Source organism: Pseudomonas sp. GW456-L12, from assembly GCF_059424045.1.
On sequence record NZ_JBWKZA010000008.1, the window covers coordinates 25168 to 44771 of the forward strand.

A 19604-nucleotide genomic window follows, 5' to 3' on the forward strand; every position below is an offset into this window, starting at 1 on the left:
GTCTGGCGAACACAGCGCGCCGTCCGGAACCCGTCCGCTACGCGGCCGATCGCAGCCTGCGGCAGCGGCTACAGGGTTCGGCATTGCTGTTGCCTCTGATGACCGCCATGGCCCTGGCCGGTTGCGCCGGCCTGCCCGACCAGCGCCTGGCCAACGAAGCCCTGAAGCGCGGCGACACCGTGCTCGCGGAGCAGAACTACCGGCAGCTGGCGGACCTGGGTTACAGCGACGCCCAGGTCGGCCTGGCCGATATCCAGATGGAAACCCGCGACCCGGCGAAGATCAAGCAAGCCGAGGCGACCTACCGCGCCGCGGCCGACACTTCGCCGCGGGCCCAGGCGCGCCTGGGTCGCCTGCTGGTGGCCAAGCCCGGCTCCACCGAAACCGAGCACCACGAAGCCGAAGGCCTGTTGAAAAAGGCCTTCGCCAATGGTGAAGGCAACACCCTGATCCCGCTGGCGATGCTCTACCTGCAATATCCGCAGAGCTTCCCCAAGGTCAACGCCCAGCAGCAGATCAGCCAATGGCGCAGCGCCGGCTACCCGGAAGCCGGCCTGGCCCAGGTGCTGCTGTACCGCACCCAGGGTACCTACGACCAGCACCTGGCCGAGGTGGAAACCATCTGCAAGGCGGCGCTGAACGTCACCGATATCTGCTACGTCGAACTGGCCACCGTGTACCAGAAACGCGGCCAGCCGGAGCAACAGGCCGAGCTGCTCAAACAGCTGCAGGCCGGCCACGCCCGCGGCGCCATCAGCGCGCAACGGGTCGACAGCGTGGCTCGGGTGCTGGGCGATGCGAGCCTGGGCAAGACCGACGAGAAAACCGCGCAGGCGCTGCTGGAGCCGATCGCTCCCGGCTACCCGGCCTCCTGGGTCACCCTGGCGCAACTGCTCTACGACTTCCCTGAACTCGGCGACGTCGACAAGATGATGCAGTACCTGGACAACGGTCGCGCCGCCGACCAGCCCCGCGCCGAACTGCTGCTGGGCAAGCTCTACTACGAAGGCAAGATGGTCCCGGCCGACGCCAAGGTCGCCGAAGAACACTTCAAGAAGGCCCAGGGCAAGGAAGTCGCCGCCGATTACTACCTCGGCCAGATCTACCGCCGTGGCTACCTGGGCCAGGTCTATCCGCAAAAAGCCCTGGACCACCTGCTGACCGCTGCGCGCAACGGCCAGAACAGCGCCGACTTCGCCATCGCCCAGCTGTTCTCCCAGGGCAAGGGCACCAAGCCCGACCCGCTCAACGCCTATGTCTTCAGCCAGCTGGCCAAGACCCAGGACACCCCGCAAGCCAACGAGCTTGCGCAACAACTCGAAGCCCAACTGCCGCCAGGCCAACGCGCCGAGGCCCAACGCCTGCTGCAACAAGAGCAGGCCGTGCGTGGCGCCTTGAGCCAGAACACGTTGGAACTGCACGCGCTGCAGGAAGAAGACGGTGAGGAATCCCTATGAAGTTGAATCCATTCGTGAAGGCCGGTATCGGCCTGAGCTTCGCCCTGATCTGGTCCTGCCCGACGCTCGCGGCCATCACCGAGAGCAAGAACTTCGGCCTGGAAGTGAAGATCACCGGCCAGTCCGAAGACGACCGTGACCTCGGCACCCTGGGCGGCGGCGACGTCAATGGCGTCGGCCTCGACCTGCGGCCCTGGGTCTACGGCGAAAGCGGCAACTGGAGCGCCTACGCCATGGGCCAGGCGGTGACCTCGACCGATATCATCGAGACCGACACCCTGCAGCAGTCCGACGGCGCCAGCACCGAAAGCAGCAACAACAGCGACCGCAAGAGCAAGAAGAACTACCTGGCGATGCGCGAGTTCTGGATCGGCTACAGCGGCCTCACCCCCTACCCGGGCGAGCAGTTGAAGTTCGGTCGCCAGCGCCTGCGCAACGACGACGGCCAATGGCGCGACACCAACATCGAAGCCCTGAACTGGACCTTCGACACCACCCTGCTGCGCGCCAACGTCGGCATCGCCGAGCGCTTCAGCGAGTACCGCACCGACCTCAAGGAGCTGGCGCCGGAAGACAAGGATCGCCTGCATGTCTATGGCGATGTGGCCTACCAGTGGACCCCGGGACATTGGGCTGGCGTGCGCGCACACCACAGCCACGACGACGGCAAGCTCGACTACCCGGTCCCGGGCGAAGCCACCGACTCCCTGGACAAGCGCCAGAACGGTGACCTGACCTGGCTCGGCCTGGAAGCCAACAGCGACGCCTACAACTGGCGCAACACCAACACCGTCAACTACTGGGCGAGCATCACCGGCATGAGCGGCGACCGCGACAAGGTCAACGCGCTGAACGCCGACGGCACCCGCCCGGCCCAGGCCAAGAGCGGCGAGAGCCTCGACGGCTGGGCCACCGACCTCGGCGTGCGCCTGCGCCTGGACCCGAAATGGCAGGTCGGCGCGGCCTACGCCCGCGCCAGCGGCGACTACGAACAGAACGGCCTGGAAAGCAACCGCTCGAACTACACCGGGACCCGCTCGCGGGTGCACCGTTTCGGCGAAGCCTTCCGCGGCGAAATGAACAACATGCAGACCGCCACCCTGTTCGGTTCCTGGATGCTCGCCGACGAATACGATGCCAGCCTGATCTACCACAAGTTCTGGCGCGTGGACGGTAACAAGCCGGTGGGCAGCAACGGTATCAACGCCGTGGAAAACAACTACGACGACGCCACCGGCGCCCTGCTCTCCAGCTCGTCCCTGCCGCTGCGCGATGGCGAGAAAGACCTTGGCCAGGAAGTGGACCTGGTGGTCACCAAGTACTTCAAGCAAGGCCTGCTGCCGGCCGCGCTCAGCCAGTCGATCGACGAGCCTTCGGCGCTGGTGCGCTTTCGTGGCGGCGTGTTCAAGCCGGGCGATGCCTATGGCAAGAACGTCGACTCGTACATGCACCGCGCCTTTGTCGACGTGATCTGGCGTTTCTGATGCGAGCCGCCAAGGGAGTGCCTGAGATGAACAGCCCGATGAACAGCCCAGCGATCAGAGGCTCGATCAGCCTGTTGGCCGGCGCCATGCTGCTGGCCAGCAGCGCCGCCTTCGCCAACGTCGAACCGGCTCCGGCCGCCACGTCCGGCAAGCAGCCGACCGTGGCCAAGGAGCTGCAGCAGGCCAAGACCTACACCGTCAGCAGCGCACCCACCGCGCCGCTGAACCTGGCCAAGCCGGCCCTGCCCGACCTCTCCGGCTACACCGCCGAAGCGGCGGCGGCGAAGATCGTGCGCAGCAAGCCCGGCAAGATCAGCGTGCGCCGCATGATGCAGGAAGACGCGCTGAAGGACTTTATCGGCGGTGACAACAAGATGGCCGAATGGGTGGTGCGCCAGCACGGCATCCCCCAGGCGATCTTCATCGACGACGGTTACGTCAACCTCAAGGAGCTGGCGAAGAAGCTGCCCAAGCAGTACATCAGCGAAACCTCGCCGGGCGTGTACCTGGCGCGGCTGCCGATCGTGGTCGGGCGCAAGGGCATCCTGGAAATCGACCAGCAGACCCAGGAGCTGCGCCTGTCCCAGGAAGGCGGTTCGTTCATGGTCAACGACGGCCAGCTGTTCGTGCGCGACACCAAGGTCACCGGCTGGCGCGAGAAGGACAACGGCCCGGCGACCTTCAACTCGCCCAAGGAATTCCGTCCGTTCCTGCTGGCCTGGGGCGGCACCGAGACCTACATCGTCAACAGCAAGATGGCCAGCTTCGGCTACGCCAACAGTAAGTCCTACGGCGTGAGTATTTCCCAGTACACGCCGAACATGGCCAAGGTGCTCAAGCGCCCCGAACCCACCGGCTGGATCATCGGCTCGGAGTTCTCGGACATGTGGTACGGCTTCTACTGCTACGAGACCCGCGACTTCGTGGTCAAGGGCAACACCTACAAGGACAACATCGTCTACGGCATCGACCCCCACGACCGTTCGCACCGGCTGATCATCGCCGACAACACCGTCTACGGGACCAAGAAGAAGCACGGGATCATCATTTCCCGGGAAGTGAACGACAGCTTCATCTTCAACAACCGCAGCTACGAGAACAAACTTTCGGGCCTGGTGATCGACCGTAACAGCGTGAACAACCTGATCGCCGACAACGAGATCTACCGCAACCACACCGACGGCATCACCCTCTACGAGAGTGCCGACAACCTGCTGTGGGGCAACAAGGTGATCAGCAACCGGCGCCACGGCATCCGCATTCGCAACAGCGTGAACATCCGCCTGTACGAGAACGTCGCCATGGCCAACGGCCTGACCGGCGTCTACGGCCACATCAAGGACCTCTCCGACACCGACCGCGACATCAAGCTCGACCCGTTCGACGCCCAGGTGTCGCTGATCGTGGTCGGCGGTGAGCTGGCCGCCAATGGCAGCGGCCCGATGTCCATCGACTCGCCGTTGAGCGTCGAGCTGTACCGCGTGTCCATGCTCGCCCCGACCAAGAGCAGCGGCATCAGCTTCTCGGGGATCCTCGGCGAGCGCCAGGACGAAATTCTTGACCTGCTGGTGCGCCAGCAGAAAGCCGTGCTGATCGACCCTGTCGAACGCCAGACCGAAATGCGCGATTGAGGATGACTGTCATGCGCCCACACCTGATCAAACTCTTGAGCCTCTCGGCATTGACCGCGGGCATTCTCGCCGCCAGTAACAGCGCTCGCGCCGATGAAACCCAGGCACCGAAGTTCACCGCCGAGCCCTGCTGCAACCTGTGCCCGGCGGCCCACGACGCGAAGAACTACACCACCCGTTACCAGCAGAACTTCACCACCCTGGTGCAAGCCCAGGGCGACTGGCTGTTCCGTACCCAGGAAGACCTGCGCACCGAATTCAACACCACGCCGGAAGGTTATCGCCGCCTGCAACAGCTGCACGACGCCTTCAAGAGCAAGGGTGTGGAGCTGGTGCTGGTGTACCAGCCGACCCGTGGCCTGGTGAACCGCAACAAGCTCAACCCGCAGGAGAAGGCCAGCTTCGACTACGACAAGGCACTGAAAAACTACCAGGGCATGCTCGGCCGTTTCGCCCAGATGGGCTACGTGGTGCCGGACCTGTCGCCGCTGACCAACGAGCAACTGCCGGAGACCCTGCCGGCCCACGACTTCTACTTCCGCGGCGACCAGCACTGGACCCCGTACGGCGCCCAGCGCACGGCGAAGATCGTGGCGCAGAAGGTCAAGCAGTTGCCGGCCTTCGCCGACATTCCCAAGCGTGAGTTCGAGACCCACAAGTCCGGGCGCATGGGCAAGACCGGCACCCTGCACAACATGGCCGGCCAGCTCTGCGGCACCAGCTACGCGATCCAGTACATGGACCAGTTCACCACCGAACCCAAGGGCGAAGCCGGCGACGGCGACCTGTTCGGCGATTCCGGCAACCCGGAGATCACCCTGGTGGGCACCAGCCACAGCGGCAAGAACTACAACTTCGCCGGCTTCCTGCAGGAAGAGATCGGCGCCGACATTCTCAACGTCGCCTTTCCCGGCGGTGGCTTCGAAGGCTCCATGCTGCAGTACCTGGGCAGCGAGGAATTCCAGACCAAGCCACCGAAGATCCTGATCTGGGAATTCTCGCCGCTGTACCGCCTGGACCAGGAAACCATCTACCGGCAGATGATGGCCCTGCTCGACAACGGCTGCGAAGGCAAGCCGGCGCAAATGAGCGCCAGCGCCACCCTCAAGCCCGGCAAGAACGAGCTGATGGTCAACAGCAAGAACATGGACCTGCGCAACAGCAGCCACCAGGTCGATATCCGCTTCGCCGACACCTCGGTGAAAACCCTGCAAGCCACCCTCTGGTACATGAACGGGCGCCACGAGGACATCAAGATCGACAAACCGGAAACATCCGACACCGACGGGCGTTTCGCCTTTGAACTGCGCACCGACGAAGACTGGGCCTCGCAAAACCTGCTGGCAGTCGAAGTCCAGGGTCCGGAAGCCGGCGCCGCGGCACAGAAAGTCGAAGCGAAAATTTGCAAACGCAACGTATTCCCGGATGCCGGTCAACGCACCGCGCAAATCGGGCAATGAGGTTCCTATGCAAAGCAAAACGCTGAAACAGTTACTGGCACCGAGCCTGTTGAGCCTGGCGATGTTCGCAGGCGCAACCCAGGCCGCGGCCCCACTGCGCCCGCCCCAGGGTTACTACGCGCCGGTGGATAAATTCAAGAGCGGCGACCACAGCGAAGGCTGCGACGCCATGCCCGCGCCTTACACCGGCTCGCTGCAATTTCGCAGCAAGTACGAAGGGTCGGACAAGGCTCGCGCGACCCTCAACGTGCAATCGGAAAAGGCCTTTCGCGACAGCACCGCCGACATCACCAAGATCGAGCGCGGTACCAGCAAGCGGGTGATGCAGTTCATGCGCGACGGCCGTCCGGAACAACTGGACTGCACCCTGAGCTGGCTGAGCGCCTGGGCCCAGGCCGATGCGTTGATGTCCAAGGACTTCAACCACACCGGCAAGTCCATGCGCAAATGGGCCCTGGGCAGCATGGCTTCGGCCTACCTGCGCCTGAAGTTTTCCGACTCCCATCCGCTGGACACTCACCAGCAGCAGGCGCAGCAGATCGAGGCCTGGTTCAGCAAGATGGCCGACCAGGTGGTCAGCGACTGGGACAACCTGCCGCTGGAGCAGACCAACAACCACTCGTACTGGGCCGCCTGGTCGGTGATGGCCACCGCCGTGGCGACCAACCGCCGCGACCTGTTCGACTGGGCGGTGAAGGAATACAAGGTCGGCGCCAATCAGGTCGACGCCAACGGCTTCCTGCCCAACGAACTCAAGCGCCAGCAACGCGCCCTGGCCTATCACAACTACGCCCTGCCGCCGCTGGCGATGATCGCCAGCTTCGCCCAGGTCAACGGCGTCGACCTGCGCCAGGAAAACAACGGCGCCCTGAAACGCCTGGGCGAGCGGGTGCTGGCCGGGGTGAAAGACCCGGACGAGTTCGAGGAAAAGAACGGTAAGGAACAGGACATGACCGACCTCAAGGTCGACTCGAAATTCGCCTGGCTCGAACCCTTCTGCAGCCTCTACACCTGCGCCCCGGATGTACTGGAACGCAAGCACAAGATGCAACCGTTCAAGACCTTCCGCCTGGGTGGCGACCTGACCAAGGTCTACGACCCCTCGCACGAGAAGGGCAACAAGGGTTCGTAACACGCGTCTCTGTAGGAGCGAGGCTTGCCCGCGATAAAGGCACCTCGGTCCAACTGCCAGTCCGCGTCATCGTTCATCGCGGGCAAGCCTCGCTCCTACGGGGCGTGGCGACAGCCGATACGGACGCCAGACGGCGTCAGTGAATGCAATACGCCGCCCCCGGTTTTTCACGGGGGGGTTTGGGGGGGCTCTGGCCCTTTACTGTTGGTCAAACATGGAGAGATCGGGATGGTTTTCTCATCCAATGTGTTCCTGTTCCTGTTCTTGCCGATCTTTCTCGGCTTGTACTACCTGAGCGGGCAACGCTATCGCAACCTGCTGCTGCTGATCGCCAGCTACGTGTTCTATGCCTGGTGGCGGGTGGACTTCCTGGCGCTGTTCGCCGGCGTCACCCTGTGGAACTACTGGATCGGCCTGAAAGTCGGTGCCGCCGGTGTACGCACCAAGCCGGCCCAGCGCTGGCTGCTGCTCGGCGTGGCGGTCGACCTGTGCATCCTCGGCTATTTCAAGTACGCCAACTTCGGCGTGGACAGCATCAACGCGATCATGACCTCGTTCGGTCTGGAGCCGTTCATCCTGACCCACGTGCTGTTGCCGATCGGTATCTCGTTCTACATCTTCGAGTCCATCAGCTACATCATCGACGTCTACCGCGGCGACACCCCGGCGACCCGCAACCTGATCGACTTCGCGGCGTTCGTGGCGATCTTCCCGCACCTGATCGCCGGCCCCGTGCTGCGTTTTCGCGACCTGGCCGACCAGTTCAACAACCGCACCCACACCCTGGACAAGTTCTCCGAAGGCTGCACGCGCTTCATGCAGGGCTTCATCAAGAAAGTGTTCATCGCCGATACCCTGGCGGTGGTCGCCGACCATTGCTTCGCCCTGCAGAACCCGACCACGGGCGACGCCTGGCTGGGCGCCCTGGCCTACACCGCGCAGCTGTACTTCGACTTCTCCGGCTACAGCGACATGGCCATCGGCCTGGGCTTGATGATGGGTTTTCGCTTCATGGAAAACTTCAAGCAGCCCTACATCAGCCAGTCGATCACCGAGTTCTGGCGGCGCTGGCACATCAGCCTGTCCACCTGGCTGCGCGACTACCTGTACATCACCCTGGGCGGCAACCGCAAAGGCACGCTGATGACCTATCGCAACCTGTTCCTGACCATGCTGCTCGGTGGCCTGTGGCACGGCGCGAACATCACCTACGTGGTCTGGGGCGCCTGGCACGGCATGTGGCTGGCGATCGAGAAGATGCTCGGCATCAACACTTCGCCGCGCAGCCTGAACCCGATCCGCTGGGCGCTGACCTTCCTGCTGGTGGTAATGGGCTGGGTGATCTTCCGCGCCGAGAACCTGCACGTCGCCGGTCGCATGTACGGCGCCATGTTCAGCTTCGGCGACTGGTCGCTGTCGGAACTCAACCGCGCCAGCCTCACCGGCCTGCAAGTGGCGACCCTGGTCGTGGCCTACGCCACCCTGGCGTTCTTCGGCCTGCGTGACCTGTATCGCAACCCGACGCCGGTCAAGAGCAAGCCTGAAATCAACACCGAGGCCGACGGTCCGGCCACCGCCCAGCCGGGCCTGATCAAGGCCGTACCGGGGGACAAGCCGGACAGCATCCACCAGCCGGGCTACACCGTGGGCGTCGAAGCCCAGGTCCAGCCGGCCTACTGGGTCGCCGACTGGCCGCGTTACGTGATGCGCACCCTGGTGCTGCTGCTGTTCATCGCTTCGATTCTCAAACTCTCGGCGCAAAGCTTCTCGCCGTTCCTTTACTTCCAGTTCTGAGGGATCTGACCATGACCCGCTCATTACGCGTCTTCTATATCGCCCTGTTCCTGGTGACCCTGATGGTCCTGGGTCTGTGGTCGGTGCGCAGCTTCTTCGGCTTCAGCACCAGCAACGACGCCACCGTGCTCAACGGTCGCTGGGCCAAGGCCGTGGAAACCCACTACGACGACGAGTTCCCGATCAAGCGCCTGGGCACCAACCTGTGGGCGGCCCTGGACTTCAAGCTGTTCAACGAAGGTCGTCCGGGCGTGGTGCTCGGCCGCGACCAGTGGCTGTACAGCGATGAAGAGTTCCACCCGATCGTCAACGAAGAACTCAACCTGCAAGGCAACTACGCGCTGGTCGAAGGCGTGCGCCAGGCCCTGAAAGAGAAAGGCGTGAAACTGGTGATGGCGATCGTGCCGGCCAAGGTGCGCCTGTACCCGGAACACCTGGGCGACGTCCAGCCGGCCAGCATCCACGCCAACCTCTACCAGGACTTCCACGCCCGGGTGGCGGCCGACAAGATCCTCGCCCCCGATCTGCTGGGCCCGCTGCAACAGGCCAAGCAGAACGGCCAGCAAGTGTTCCTGCGCACCGACACCCACTGGACCCCGGCCGGCGCCGAAGTCGCCGCCAACCAGTTGGCCAAGGCGATCGCCGACAAGGCACCGCTGATGGGCCAGCCGCAACGCTTCGTCACCGAAGCCGAGCAGACCGTGGTGCACAAGGGCGACCTGCGCCTGTTCCTGCCCCTGGACCCGCTGTTCGAGAACCTGATGCCGGCCAAGGAGCCGCTGCAAAAACGCGTGACCCGCGCCGCCGACGATCAGCCGGCCGCCGACGACGCGCTGTTCGCCGACAACGAAGTACCGGTGGCCCTGGTGGGCACCAGCTACAGCGCCAACCCGAACTGGAACTTCGTCGGCGCGCTCAAGCAGGCCCTGCACAGCGACGTGGTCAGCTACGCCGAAGACGGCCACGGCCCGGTGTTGCCGATGCTCAGCTACCTGAAAAGCGATGCCTTCAAGAACAGCCCGCCCCAGGTGCTGATCTGGGAGTTCCCCGAACGATATCTGCCGGTCAATAACGAAATCGGCGACGCCGACCCGCAGTGGGTCGCAGAGCTCAAACAAGCCGGCGCCCGCCAACAGAACGTAGCTGCACTCAACAAATCCGAGACGCCCGATCGGGCGCAAAACTGAAAGAGAGGTGACACCCATGACTTTCACTATCACTCCGCGTCGTCTCGCCAAGGCAATCACACTGGCTGCCGGCATGAGCGTCCTGTCCCTGCACGCCTTCGCCGGTGGCGACGCCGCGCTGTACGGCCCGACCGCGCCCAAAGGCTCGTCCTTCGTGCGTATCTACAACGCCAGCAACCAGGAAGTCAGCGCCACCGTCGGCAGCACCAGCCTCAGCGACGTCGCGCCGCTGGCCAGCAGTGACTTCAGCTTCATGCCCGGCGGCGACTACACCGCCAAGGTCGGCAGCCAGAGCGTGCCGGTGAAACTCGCCGCCGACCACTATTACACCCTGGTCAACAACGCCAGCGGCCAGCCGCAACTGATCGAAGAACCGCCGTTCAAGAACAAACAGAAGTCCCTGGTCCGGGTGCAGAACCTGAGCGACAAGGCCCTGACCCTGAAGACCGCCGACGGCAAGACCGACGTGGTCCAGTCGGTGGCCGCCAAGGGCCGTGGCGAACGTGAAATCAACCCGGTGAAAGTCAGCTTCGCGCTGTACGAGGGCGAGAAAAAAGTCAGCGACCTCAAGCCGGTCGCCCTGGAGCGCGGCGAAGCCGCGGTGCTCTACGTCACCGGCAACGGCAGCAGCCTGTCGCCAGTCTGGGTCAAGCGCCCGGTCTCGACGCGTTAAGAACCTGTAGCCGCTGACGAGGCACGAGGCTGCGAAGCGGTCCGCAGGACCGCCCTCAGGGGCCGCTTCGCAGCCCATCGCAGCCTCGTACCTCGGCAGCGGCTACACCGAGACAACAACAAGAGAGTGAAACGACAGAACGCAGTAGCTCTAACCCAAACGGTATTTGAAGGAGTAACAACATGATTCCGGTGATCTTGTCAGGTGGTAGTGGCTCACGTCTTTGGCCGCTTTCGCGTAAGCAATTCCCTAAACAGTTCCTCGCCCTGACCGGCGAACACACACTGTTCCAGCAAACCCTCGAGCGCCTGGTGTTCGAAGGCATGGACACGCCGATCGTGGTCTGCAACAAGGACCACCGCTTCATCGTCAACGAGCAGTTGGCGGCGCGCAAACTCGAAGCGCAGCGCATCCTGATGGAGCCGTTCGGCCGCAACACCGCGCCGGCCGTGGCCCTGACCGCGATGATGCTGGTCAACGAAGGTCGCGATGAACTGATGCTGGTGCTGCCGGCCGACCACGTGCTGGAAGACCAGAAAGCCCTGCAACGCGCCCTGGCCCTGGCCACCGTGGCCGCCGAGCGTGGCGAGATGGTGCTGTTCGGCGTGCCGGCGACCAAGCCGGAAACCGGTTATGGCTACATCAAGTCGACCAACGATGCGCTGTTGCCGGAAGGCGTGAGCCGCGTCTCGCACTTCGTCGAGAAACCCGACGTCAAGCGTGCCGCCGAGTTCGTCGAGGCCGGCGGCTACTTCTGGAACAGCGGCATGTTCCTGTTCCGCGCCAGCCGCTTCCTCGAAGAACTGAAAAAGCACGACCCGGACATCTACGACACCTGCCTGCTGACCCTGGAACGCAGTGCCCAGGACGCCGATACCGTGGACGTCGACCCGGCCACCTTCGCCTGCTGCCCGGACAACTCCATCGACTACGCGGTGATGGAAAAGACCCAGCGCGCCTGCGTGGTGCCGCTGAGCGCCGGCTGGAGCGACGTGGGTTGCTGGTCGTCGCTGTGGGACGTGCACGAAAAGGACGTCAACGGCAACGTCAGCAAGGGCGACGTGGTGATCCAGGACAGCCGCAACTGCATGATCCACGGCAACGGCAAGCTGGTGTCGGTGATCGGCCTGGAAAACATCGTGGTCGTGGAAACCAAGGACGCCATGATGATCGCCCACAAGGACAAGGTCCAAGGCGTCAAACAGATGGTCAACACCCTCAACGAACAGGGCCGCAGCGAAACCCAGAACCACTGCGAGGTCTACCGTCCGTGGGGCTCCTACGACTCGGTGGACATGGGCGGGCGCTTCCAGGTCAAGCACATCTCGGTCAAGCCGGGCGCGTGCCTGTCCCTGCAGATGCACCACCACCGCGCCGAACACTGGATCGTGGTCAGCGGCACCGCCGAAGTCACCTGCGACGAGAACGTGTTCCTGCTCACCGAAAACCAGTCCACCTACATCCCGATCGCCTCGGTGCACCGCCTGCGCAACCCGGGCAAGATCCCGCTGGAGATCATCGAAGTGCAATCGGGCAGCTACCTGGGCGAAGACGACATCGAACGCTTCGAAGACATCTACGGCCGCTCCACCCCGGTGGAACGCGGTATCTCGGTGAAAACCATCGCCCAGTAAGCCGCCAGAACAAGAAGCCCCCGTCCAGCCGACTGCGTCCCCTATCCGCAGCCGGCTGGGTGGGGGCTTTTTTCATGCCCGGGCCAGGCCCACCGAGCTAGTTCATGAACAGCGGTAAATACCCCAGCTCCACCAACTTGATATCGATCTCCGCAACTCGCTGGACATCAGCCCGTTTGCCCTCATCCATCACCTGTGGACAACTCACGATCAGCGTACCGCGTTTTGGAATGTCGATGAGCTGGTCGGCGCTCGGAAAATCCCCGGCCCGCAACACGTGTGGACAAAACCCGACCCAGCCGACGGTCTGCCGGTCCTTGAACACCTTGGTGCGCAAATAGTGGTCTTTTGGCGCCAGTACACACCAGTCAAGTTCAGGCCACAGTTCAACAGCCAACTGAATCACCCTGATCACTACCGGTTTCACATCGGGAATGGCTGCCACAAGCGCCCCGCCATCTTCGAAGCGCATGCTGGCGACTGAATCCAGGTCGTGTGCGTTGTAATGAAAGGCCAACCCGCCCTTCAGGGGATCATCCAGGCCATTCCACACGGAAAACTGCAATTTCGTGGGGAAGTCGTCGTTATGGTTGCTCCGGGCCTCTTCACGCAGAGACTCGAAGTCGTCATTGATCCGCTTGCGCAGCGACTCCTCCCTGGAACCGCCCTGCAGATACCAGTCCCGCAGCAGAGGATGAATCTCGCCAAGGCCTTTGAGAAAGCGCTCGGCCCTTTCCAACTGCGCCTCATGCGAGACCGCTGAGATCTTCTGTTTGTCGAAACGCAGAACGAATGAAAATTTTCTGAACAAGCGCTCATCCTCAGTCAGGCTTCAAAAACACGGTCGGGATTTTCACGGCGGTACTCATCCCACTCTTTCTGCTCTTTTGCACGTTGCTTGATGTACTCATCATGATCCTTGGTGCCCGGCATCGGGTTCCAGTAGGCGGTCAGGTTGGCGAGCCCCTTCTCCGCATACTGTTCGGCACAATACTCATAGACCACCCTTTGCAGGAAATGCCATTCAACCGAAACCGGCGGGCTGGGCCGGGCTTTCAGGGAATGTATCTCGGCAGGAGTAATCAGGGTTTTCTCCACATTGGCCCAAGGGCGCGGCAGCCCGATAAGCGGAATGAACATGAACGCGTAATTGGCCTTGGCTTCCAGCAAGGTGCAACGCGGTTTGTCGAAACCATCCCACCAGGTATTGTTCCACCACCACTCGTAAGGCATCGGGAAAGCAGTCACCCACGCCTGATAGAGCGCGGACTGGGCGGACATACTATGACCTTTGCCGTTATTGGGTATCGTCATGGTTCCCTGTTCAGGTGGGCATTTCACACAGTCCTTGTCCCGCTTGACCTTACAGTCGCGCTCGGCTTCCCGAGTCCGCTCAGCGGTCGTCGGAGGCGCATCTACCCTGGGTTTTGCCTGGGGTTGCGTCTGCGGCAAAGGGACGGGCTGCGGGATTGGCCTGGGCGCAGGCAGTGGCTGAGTGGGCCTGGGCGCCGGCATCGGCATTGGCCGAGGAGCGGGCATCGGCAGCCTGGGAGGCGGGGCTGGAATCTCGAACGGTAAACGTGGCCCCAAGCGAGGCGCCACGCGAATAACCATGGGCCCTGTACTTGGCAGAATCCCCAGTCCACTCATGGTCGAATCTCCCCGGCGGCTTGCATATCCCGCCAGTGCTGCATGTTCATCCTGAACGCCACGATATCCTCGTAATCCTCGAATCGCCGTTCGGGGCTATCCGCTACAGGCCTGTTCATGAACTCGATAAAGGCCGGCTGCTTGTCAAAGTCGGTAAAGGTCAATCCATGCCGCAAAAAATGCTCGACGGACTCGGGCTCCCTGATGCCAAAACTCCACGCACGCTCACGCAGGTCTTTCAACATCTGTAGAGCCGGCATCAGGCCCTTTCTGGACAACCACTCAGGGTTCTCCTGCTGTACTTCCAGTAACAACCGCTCAAACACTTCGTTCTGACGAATGTCATCCAGTTGTGAAAGCTGCTCGGCACTCAACTCAAACATGCTTGCTCCCCTACCTGCTCGACACCGTAGCTGAGATAGCAACCTTGCAGGGGTTGCCAGACCAGCCAGTCCTGGACATGACGCATGATCTGCTGGATCTGGGAGGGTGATATCACCTTGTCCAGCGCACGCCTGACCTCGGGACTGTAGTAACGAAACAGTGCTCGGCGCCCATCCGGCATTTGGCTGAACAACAAGCCCTGGTGATAATCGCGCAGGATGTCGAAAGGCTGATCACTCCAAAGCCAGGAGACCATCGGCGTCTGCTGGTCCCGCGTAATCAGCCAGTTGCCGAATGCCCCGTGCAAACCGCTCCTGGAGTCTGGAAACTCAACCAGTACCGGGCCGGCATGGCGAATTTCATCCAGTGCGCCAGCGCTCAGGAGCCAGTGAAAACGGATGCTGTCGCCCGCCTCTTCAAGGCGTTTGTTCAACGTCAGATAGCGGGCGCCATCGATAAGGGCAAACAGTCTGGACGACGGCCCGGAGGGTTCCGAGAGCTGCCAGAATAAAGAGCCGACACGCCTCATGCGCTGCTCCCCAGTACTTCCAGCGGGACAAAGGTCTGATTGCGCTGAGCGGCCAGCAGCAGGCACTTCAAACATAATCCGGGTACGGAGGGGAGTGCGGCTACTGCGGAGGACACCGCACCGCCGCCACTGTTGCCGATGATGATCGTCCCCGAACCACCCATAACCACATTGCCGTGACTGCCCAGGGAACCCAGGACAGCGACTGGCTTTCCGTTGATCAGTACGTTGGGAATGACATTGGCGTTCAATGCTGAACCGCAAGCGGTCGGGTCACCCTCCCGTGCGGCGGGCAGGTGGTCAAAGAGGACATCAGGCGAGCCACTGGTTATCGGATTGGTACCGTGACCAGGCAAAGGGCAGGCGGTTGGATCGCCAACGCGCGCGGCAGGTTTCCCAGACATTTCAACTTCCCTATCGAAACTGGCGAGAAAACCGACTCTGCCGAATGCTCGAAAAACAGACAATCCCCAATCCTTTTCAAAATCTTTCCGAAATGCCGCGCCACCGCGCCCTCTCCGTCCTGGGATCAGGGTTGGCCAATCCCACCTACGCTTAGGTAGGATGACTGCTCTATTTCCCCCGAGGTTCACCTCATGTTCATCGGCGTTCTGCTGGTTATCACCTGGCTGATCCTGCTGGTCCGTTACCCCGCCAAGGCCTTGCCGGTGTCCATGGCCGCCGCTGTCGGCCTGGGTCTGGTGGCGGTCTGGGTGGTCTGGCTGGACAACCGCGAAGCCCAGCAACTGGCGCGCCTGGAATTGCGCATCAGCTATGCCCCCGAGCATTGCCCGGCGGATCGCCCGCTGCTGCTGAAGATGAACAACGGCAACGATGTGCCGCTGACCGAACTGCGCTGGCGCGTCGCCGCCTACGCCCCGGGCGACACCGTGAACCTGGCCGACAACCAGTACACCGCCCCGCGTTATCGCGGCCCCGGCGAGTTGCAGGCGGGCGCCAATTGGGAAGACTGCCTGCCCCTGCCGCCGCTGCGCCCCGGCTACCGCCCGCAAACCCTGGAGTTTCGCGCCGAACGCTTGCAGGGTAGTTTCTCCGACTGATTCCCCCCTCCCTCTTTTTGCACAAGGACCGCGCCATGCCCGTTGCGCTGATCACCGGTTGTTCCAGCGGCATCGGCCGCGCCCTGGCGGATGTTTTCAAGGCCGCCGGTTTCACCGTCCTGCCCACCGCCCGCAGGGCCGAGGACGTGGCCATGCTGCAAGCGGCAGGTTTTGACGCGGTGCAACTGGACGTCAATGACGGCCCGGCGCTCACCGCCCTGGGCGAACGTATCAACCAGCAATATGGCGGCCTCGACCTGCTGATCAACAACGCCGGTTATGGCGCCATGGGCCCGCTGCTCGATGGCGGTGTCGAAGCCATGCAGCGGCAGTTCGAAACCAATGTGTTCGCCCTGGTCGGCGTGACCCGGGCCATGTTCCCGGTGCTGCGCCGCAGCCGCGGGCTGGTGGTGAATATCGGCAGTGTGTCGGGCGTCCTGGTGACGCCTTTTGCCGGTGCCTACTGCGCCTCCAAGGCGGCGGTGCATGCCTTGAGCGATGCGCTGCGCATGGAACTGGCGCCGTTCGGCATCCGCGTGATGGAGGTCCAGCCCGGGGCTATCGCTTCGAGCTTTGCCAAGAATGCCGGGCACGAAGCCGAACAGCTGTTGACCGAACGATCGCCCTGGTGGCCGTTGCGCGAAGGCATCCGCGCACGGGCCAGGGCCTCCCAGGACCACCCGACGCCCGCCAGCGAATTTGCCGCCAGGCTGCTCAAGGCCGTGCAGCAGGACAAACCACCGCGCCTGGTTCGGATCGGTAATGGCAGCCGGGCGTTGCCCTTGATGGCCAGTCTGTTGCCCAAGGGTTTGCTGGAGAAGGCGCTGATGAAGCGTTTTGGCCTGGGCGCAAAACTGTAACGGCCGATCACCGGCAGCGGAACGTCGCGCGGCCGTTCCCACGGGTTCCAGAAAACGTCTTTTAGTAGCCTAGGTTGTACCCTCTCCCAATCCCAGTAGAATGCGCGCACTCGAGGCTCCCAGGGCCTCGATCAGGCCGCATGGATCGCTGGCGAACCGCTGAAACTCCCCCCTCTTCCATGCTCGCCGTCACTCAATCGTCGATCAGGGAATATCCATTGAAACCTCAACACTTGCTGCCGCTGGTATTGGCCACCGCGCTCATCGGCTGCGCGCCATCGCCAGACGAGGAGCTGAACGCCACCCTGCCCCAGCTCAGCCTCAAGGAGCTGTTGCCGCCAGCCGTCGCCAACGAGTACTGCAACCCCAAGCTGGACAGCGATCTGCTGTATGGCATCGGCTACCAGTTGTACAACGACGATAAACCCGAGCAAGCCCGCAGTTGCCTGATCATGGCCGCGCCCACCCACGACCGGGCCCTGTGCTACCTGGCGAGCATCGCGGAACAGGACACTAGCAAGGACAGCGCCGAGCGCGACCGCGAAGCCTTCGGCTACATGGCCTATTCCGCGCGGAAGAACGACTCCTGCGCCGAGTTCGGCATGTTCCAGAACTTCACCTACGGCATGCGCGGGCAGACCCCGGACAGCGACCTGGGCCTGCGCTGGCTGGAGCGTTCCGCGCGCCATGGCGACGCGGACGCGCAACAGACCCTGGTGCGCCTGCACAGCAACAAGAACAATCTGCCGCTGGCCTACAGCTGGGCCAGGGTCCTGGATGACAGCGCACAGATCGACGCCTTGAAACAACGGATGAACCCGCAGCAAATCAGCGAAGGCGAACAGGGTTTCGAGCAACTGGGCAAGATCGTCACCAGCAAGGACGCAGTGCGCAAGGAAGCCCGCGAGGAGAACATCGCGGTGTACTCGGCGAACATCCATATGGAATACCCCGAGACCTTCAAGGGCCTCTCGGTGGCCGAGCGTCATGCCCTCATGGAGCAGGCCGTGGCCACGGTGAGCGGCCGCCCCGAGTTCAGCACCCGTGGCCAGCTGTACGCTTATGTGATCATCGCGCGGCAGGCGCAATTGAAGCAGGCCGGCGTCGATGTGCTGCAGAACCCGCAGATCGTGGAACTGCTCAGCGATAAAGAGCTGGAAGTGGCGGATGCCGTGAAGAAAGCCGACGTGATCCTCGGCCAGGCCGCCCTGTAACAGCGGGAACACCGCCGGCCGCGCCTACAGGGGCCTTATACATGGCCGCTGTCTTGTAGGTGCCGGCTCCTGCAAGGGGGCGGGGTCAGGTTGTTCACCCAGGCAATCCCAGTAGAATGCCCGCACTCCAATCGCAAGGAAGCGGCACCTCAAGCACGGAACGGCTGCACCCCGCCCCTGCTCATGCCCTCTTGGCGTCCTCCCTTTTACGATTGAACCTCAGGGACTCTCCATTGAAATCTCGTAGCCTGCTGCCCTTGGCTATCTTCACTCTGCTGCTGGGCTGCAATGCCTCGTCACCGGACGAAAAGCTCAATAACTCCCTGCCGGACCTGAGCCTCGAACAGATCCTGCCCAAGGTCGAGGCCAACCAGTACTGCACACCGGAGATGGACAGCGAATTGCTGCTCGGCCTCGGCATCCGCCTGATCAATGAGGACGAGGTACTGTATGGCGCAGGCCGTACCTTGCTGGCGAGCAAGGAAATAAAAATGGCCCGCAGCTGCCTGATCATGGCCGCCCCCCGCTACACCACGAGCTTGTGCATCCTGGGCAGCATTGTCGGCGCCAGGCAAAACGACTACGACAAAAGCGAAGCCTTCAACTATATCGCCTACGCCGCCAAGCACAATGAATCCTGCGCGGAAGCAGGCCTGTACGACATCTACAGCGTTGGCAAGCTGGACCATCCACCGAACAAGGAATTGGCCATGGGCTGGCTTGAGCGCGCCGCTCGGCACGGCGACCAGGAGTCGCAACAGGACATGGTGCGTTGGAGCAGCGAACAGGACAATTTCCCGGTGGCCTATGCCTGGGCCAGGGTCCTGAATGAGGCAAAAACAATCGAGGCAGTGAAGCGCAAAATGAGCCCTCGGCAAATGGCCGAGGGCGAGCAGCACTACACCCAGCTGCTCAGCCAACTCACCCCCGAAAAGGATATTGAGCAGGCGCTGCGCAAGGACCTCATCGCCCTGAGCTCAGGGGATCTGTACTACAGCCACCCGGAGGTATTCGAGGGCATGTCCCCTATGCAACGGCATGCTTTCGTGGCCCAGTTGGTGGACATGCTGGACCTCTACCCGAAGTTCCACACGCGCGGCCAAGTGGTGGCCTACGCCTTGATTTCCCGCCTTGTGCAAAGTACCGGGCCGGCCGTGGACCTGTGGCAGGACCCGGCGCTACATGCCTTGCTGATCGACGATGACCTGAGCGTGGAAGACACCGTGACCAAGGCCAAAACCATCCTGGCCAAGCGCAAGCAATAGCTTGAGAGGCTGGCGCTACTTCTTTTGAAGCACCGCCGAGGCGTCGCGTGCGCAAGGCTCAAGAGCCCTTTGCCGTGGCCAAACAGATGCTGCGGTTTCGGTTGTGCCCCCTCGCAATCCCAGTAGAATGCGCGCTCTTGAGCGTTTGCGCTCAACACAGCATGGAATCGCTGGCATCGACACTGAAAG

The 19604-nt window shown here is 62.6% G+C and carries 18 protein-coding genes; 13 read left to right on the top strand and 5 right to left on the bottom strand.

Annotation, left to right across the window (positions count from 1 at the left end; translation table 11 throughout):
* The first annotated feature begins 98 nt into the window (after window positions 1-98).
* From algK to AC07Y9_RS12480, 9 genes are all read left to right on the top strand, one after another.
* Window positions 99-1457, top strand: a complete 1359-nt coding sequence (algK, locus tag AC07Y9_RS12440) for an alginate biosynthesis TPR repeat lipoprotein AlgK (RefSeq protein WP_371858192.1) — start codon at window positions 99-101, stop codon at window positions 1455-1457.
* Window positions 1454-2941, top strand: a complete 1488-nt coding sequence (locus tag AC07Y9_RS12445; RefSeq protein ID WP_007932832.1) for an alginate export family protein — start codon at window positions 1454-1456, stop codon at window positions 2939-2941. Before algK ends, AC07Y9_RS12445 begins: the two co-directional genes overlap by 4 nt.
* A gap of 26 nt (window positions 2942-2967) precedes the next feature.
* Window positions 2968-4572 carry a mannuronan 5-epimerase AlgG gene (algG, locus tag AC07Y9_RS12450; protein ID WP_102679315.1) on the top strand — a complete coding sequence of 535 codons (1605 nt, stop codon included), beginning with the start codon at window positions 2968-2970 and terminating at the stop codon, window positions 4570-4572.
* Window positions 4573-4583: 11 nt separating this feature from the next.
* Window positions 4584-6032 carry an alginate O-acetyltransferase gene (locus AC07Y9_RS12455; protein ID WP_007932828.1) on the top strand — a complete coding sequence of 483 codons (1449 nt, stop codon included), beginning with the start codon at window positions 4584-4586 and terminating at the stop codon, window positions 6030-6032.
* Window positions 6033-6039: 7 nt separating this feature from the next.
* Window positions 6040-7164: a mannuronate-specific alginate lyase gene (locus tag AC07Y9_RS12460; protein ID WP_007932826.1), complete on the top strand. Its 1125-nt coding sequence runs from the start codon at window positions 6040-6042 to the stop codon at window positions 7162-7164.
* A gap of 228 nt (window positions 7165-7392) precedes the next feature.
* Window positions 7393-8958, top strand: coding sequence for an MBOAT family O-acyltransferase (locus tag AC07Y9_RS12465; protein ID WP_007930046.1), 1566 nt, complete (start codon window positions 7393-7395; stop codon window positions 8956-8958).
* An 11-nt stretch (window positions 8959-8969) separates the two neighbouring features.
* Window positions 8970-10145: an alginate O-acetyltransferase gene (locus AC07Y9_RS12470; RefSeq protein ID WP_062823613.1), complete on the top strand. Its 1176-nt coding sequence runs from the start codon at window positions 8970-8972 to the stop codon at window positions 10143-10145.
* Window positions 10146-10161: 16 nt separating this feature from the next.
* A complete protein-coding gene (locus AC07Y9_RS12475) occupies window positions 10162-10818 on the top strand; it encodes an alginate O-acetyltransferase AlgF (protein ID WP_102679316.1) in 657 nt (218 codons plus the stop codon).
* Window positions 10819-11000: 182 nt separating this feature from the next.
* Window positions 11001-12452: a mannose-1-phosphate guanylyltransferase/mannose-6-phosphate isomerase gene (locus AC07Y9_RS12480; protein ID WP_007930049.1), complete on the top strand. Its 1452-nt coding sequence runs from the start codon at window positions 11001-11003 to the stop codon at window positions 12450-12452.
* Window positions 12453-12549: 97 nt separating this feature from the next.
* Here the strand turns inward: AC07Y9_RS12480 and AC07Y9_RS12485 are convergent, their stop codons facing one another.
* The 5 genes from AC07Y9_RS12485 to AC07Y9_RS12505 all read right to left on the bottom strand — a co-directional run bounded on the left by AC07Y9_RS12485 (window position 12550) and on the right by AC07Y9_RS12505 (window position 15419).
* On the bottom strand, window positions 12550-13263 hold the full coding sequence (locus AC07Y9_RS12485) for an Imm52 family immunity protein (RefSeq protein WP_007930050.1): 714 nt from the start codon (window positions 13261-13263) through the stop codon (window positions 12550-12552).
* Between the two features lie 14 nt (window positions 13264-13277).
* The gene (locus AC07Y9_RS12490; protein WP_053259706.1) at window positions 13278-13733 is read right to left on the bottom strand and encodes a Tox-REase-5 domain-containing protein; all 456 of its coding nucleotides are present in this window, start codon (window positions 13731-13733) and stop codon (window positions 13278-13280) included.
* A gap of 365 nt (window positions 13734-14098) precedes the next feature.
* Window positions 14099-14485: a hypothetical protein gene (locus AC07Y9_RS12495; protein ID WP_007930053.1), complete on the bottom strand. Its 387-nt coding sequence runs from the start codon at window positions 14483-14485 to the stop codon at window positions 14099-14101.
* Complete coding sequence (locus AC07Y9_RS12500) at window positions 14473-15015, bottom strand: DUF4123 domain-containing protein (protein WP_102679317.1); 543 nt, start codon at window positions 15013-15015, stop codon at window positions 14473-14475. Before AC07Y9_RS12500 ends, AC07Y9_RS12495 begins: the two co-directional genes overlap by 13 nt.
* A complete protein-coding gene (locus tag AC07Y9_RS12505) occupies window positions 15012-15419 on the bottom strand; it encodes a PAAR domain-containing protein (RefSeq protein ID WP_081002213.1) in 408 nt (135 codons plus the stop codon). The genes AC07Y9_RS12500 and AC07Y9_RS12505 overlap by 4 nt, the downstream gene beginning before the upstream one ends.
* A 192-nt stretch (window positions 15420-15611) precedes the next feature.
* Here AC07Y9_RS12505 and AC07Y9_RS12510 point away from each other — a divergent pair, with 192 nt between their 5' ends.
* From AC07Y9_RS12510 to AC07Y9_RS12525, 4 genes are all read left to right on the top strand, one after another.
* The gene (locus tag AC07Y9_RS12510; protein WP_053259703.1) at window positions 15612-16076 is read left to right on the top strand and encodes a hypothetical protein; all 465 of its coding nucleotides are present in this window, start codon (window positions 15612-15614) and stop codon (window positions 16074-16076) included.
* Between the two features lie 35 nt (window positions 16077-16111).
* On the top strand, window positions 16112-16936 hold the full coding sequence (locus AC07Y9_RS12515; protein WP_102679318.1) for an SDR family oxidoreductase: 825 nt from the start codon (window positions 16112-16114) through the stop codon (window positions 16934-16936).
* 218 nt (window positions 16937-17154) lie between these two features.
* On the top strand, window positions 17155-18150 hold the full coding sequence (locus AC07Y9_RS12520; RefSeq protein WP_256580905.1) for an SEL1-like repeat protein: 996 nt from the start codon (window positions 17155-17157) through the stop codon (window positions 18148-18150).
* Between the two features lie 233 nt (window positions 18151-18383).
* Complete coding sequence (locus AC07Y9_RS12525) at window positions 18384-19415, top strand: SEL1-like repeat protein (protein ID WP_102679320.1); 1032 nt, start codon at window positions 18384-18386, stop codon at window positions 19413-19415.
* Window positions 19416-19604 lie beyond the last annotated feature (189 nt).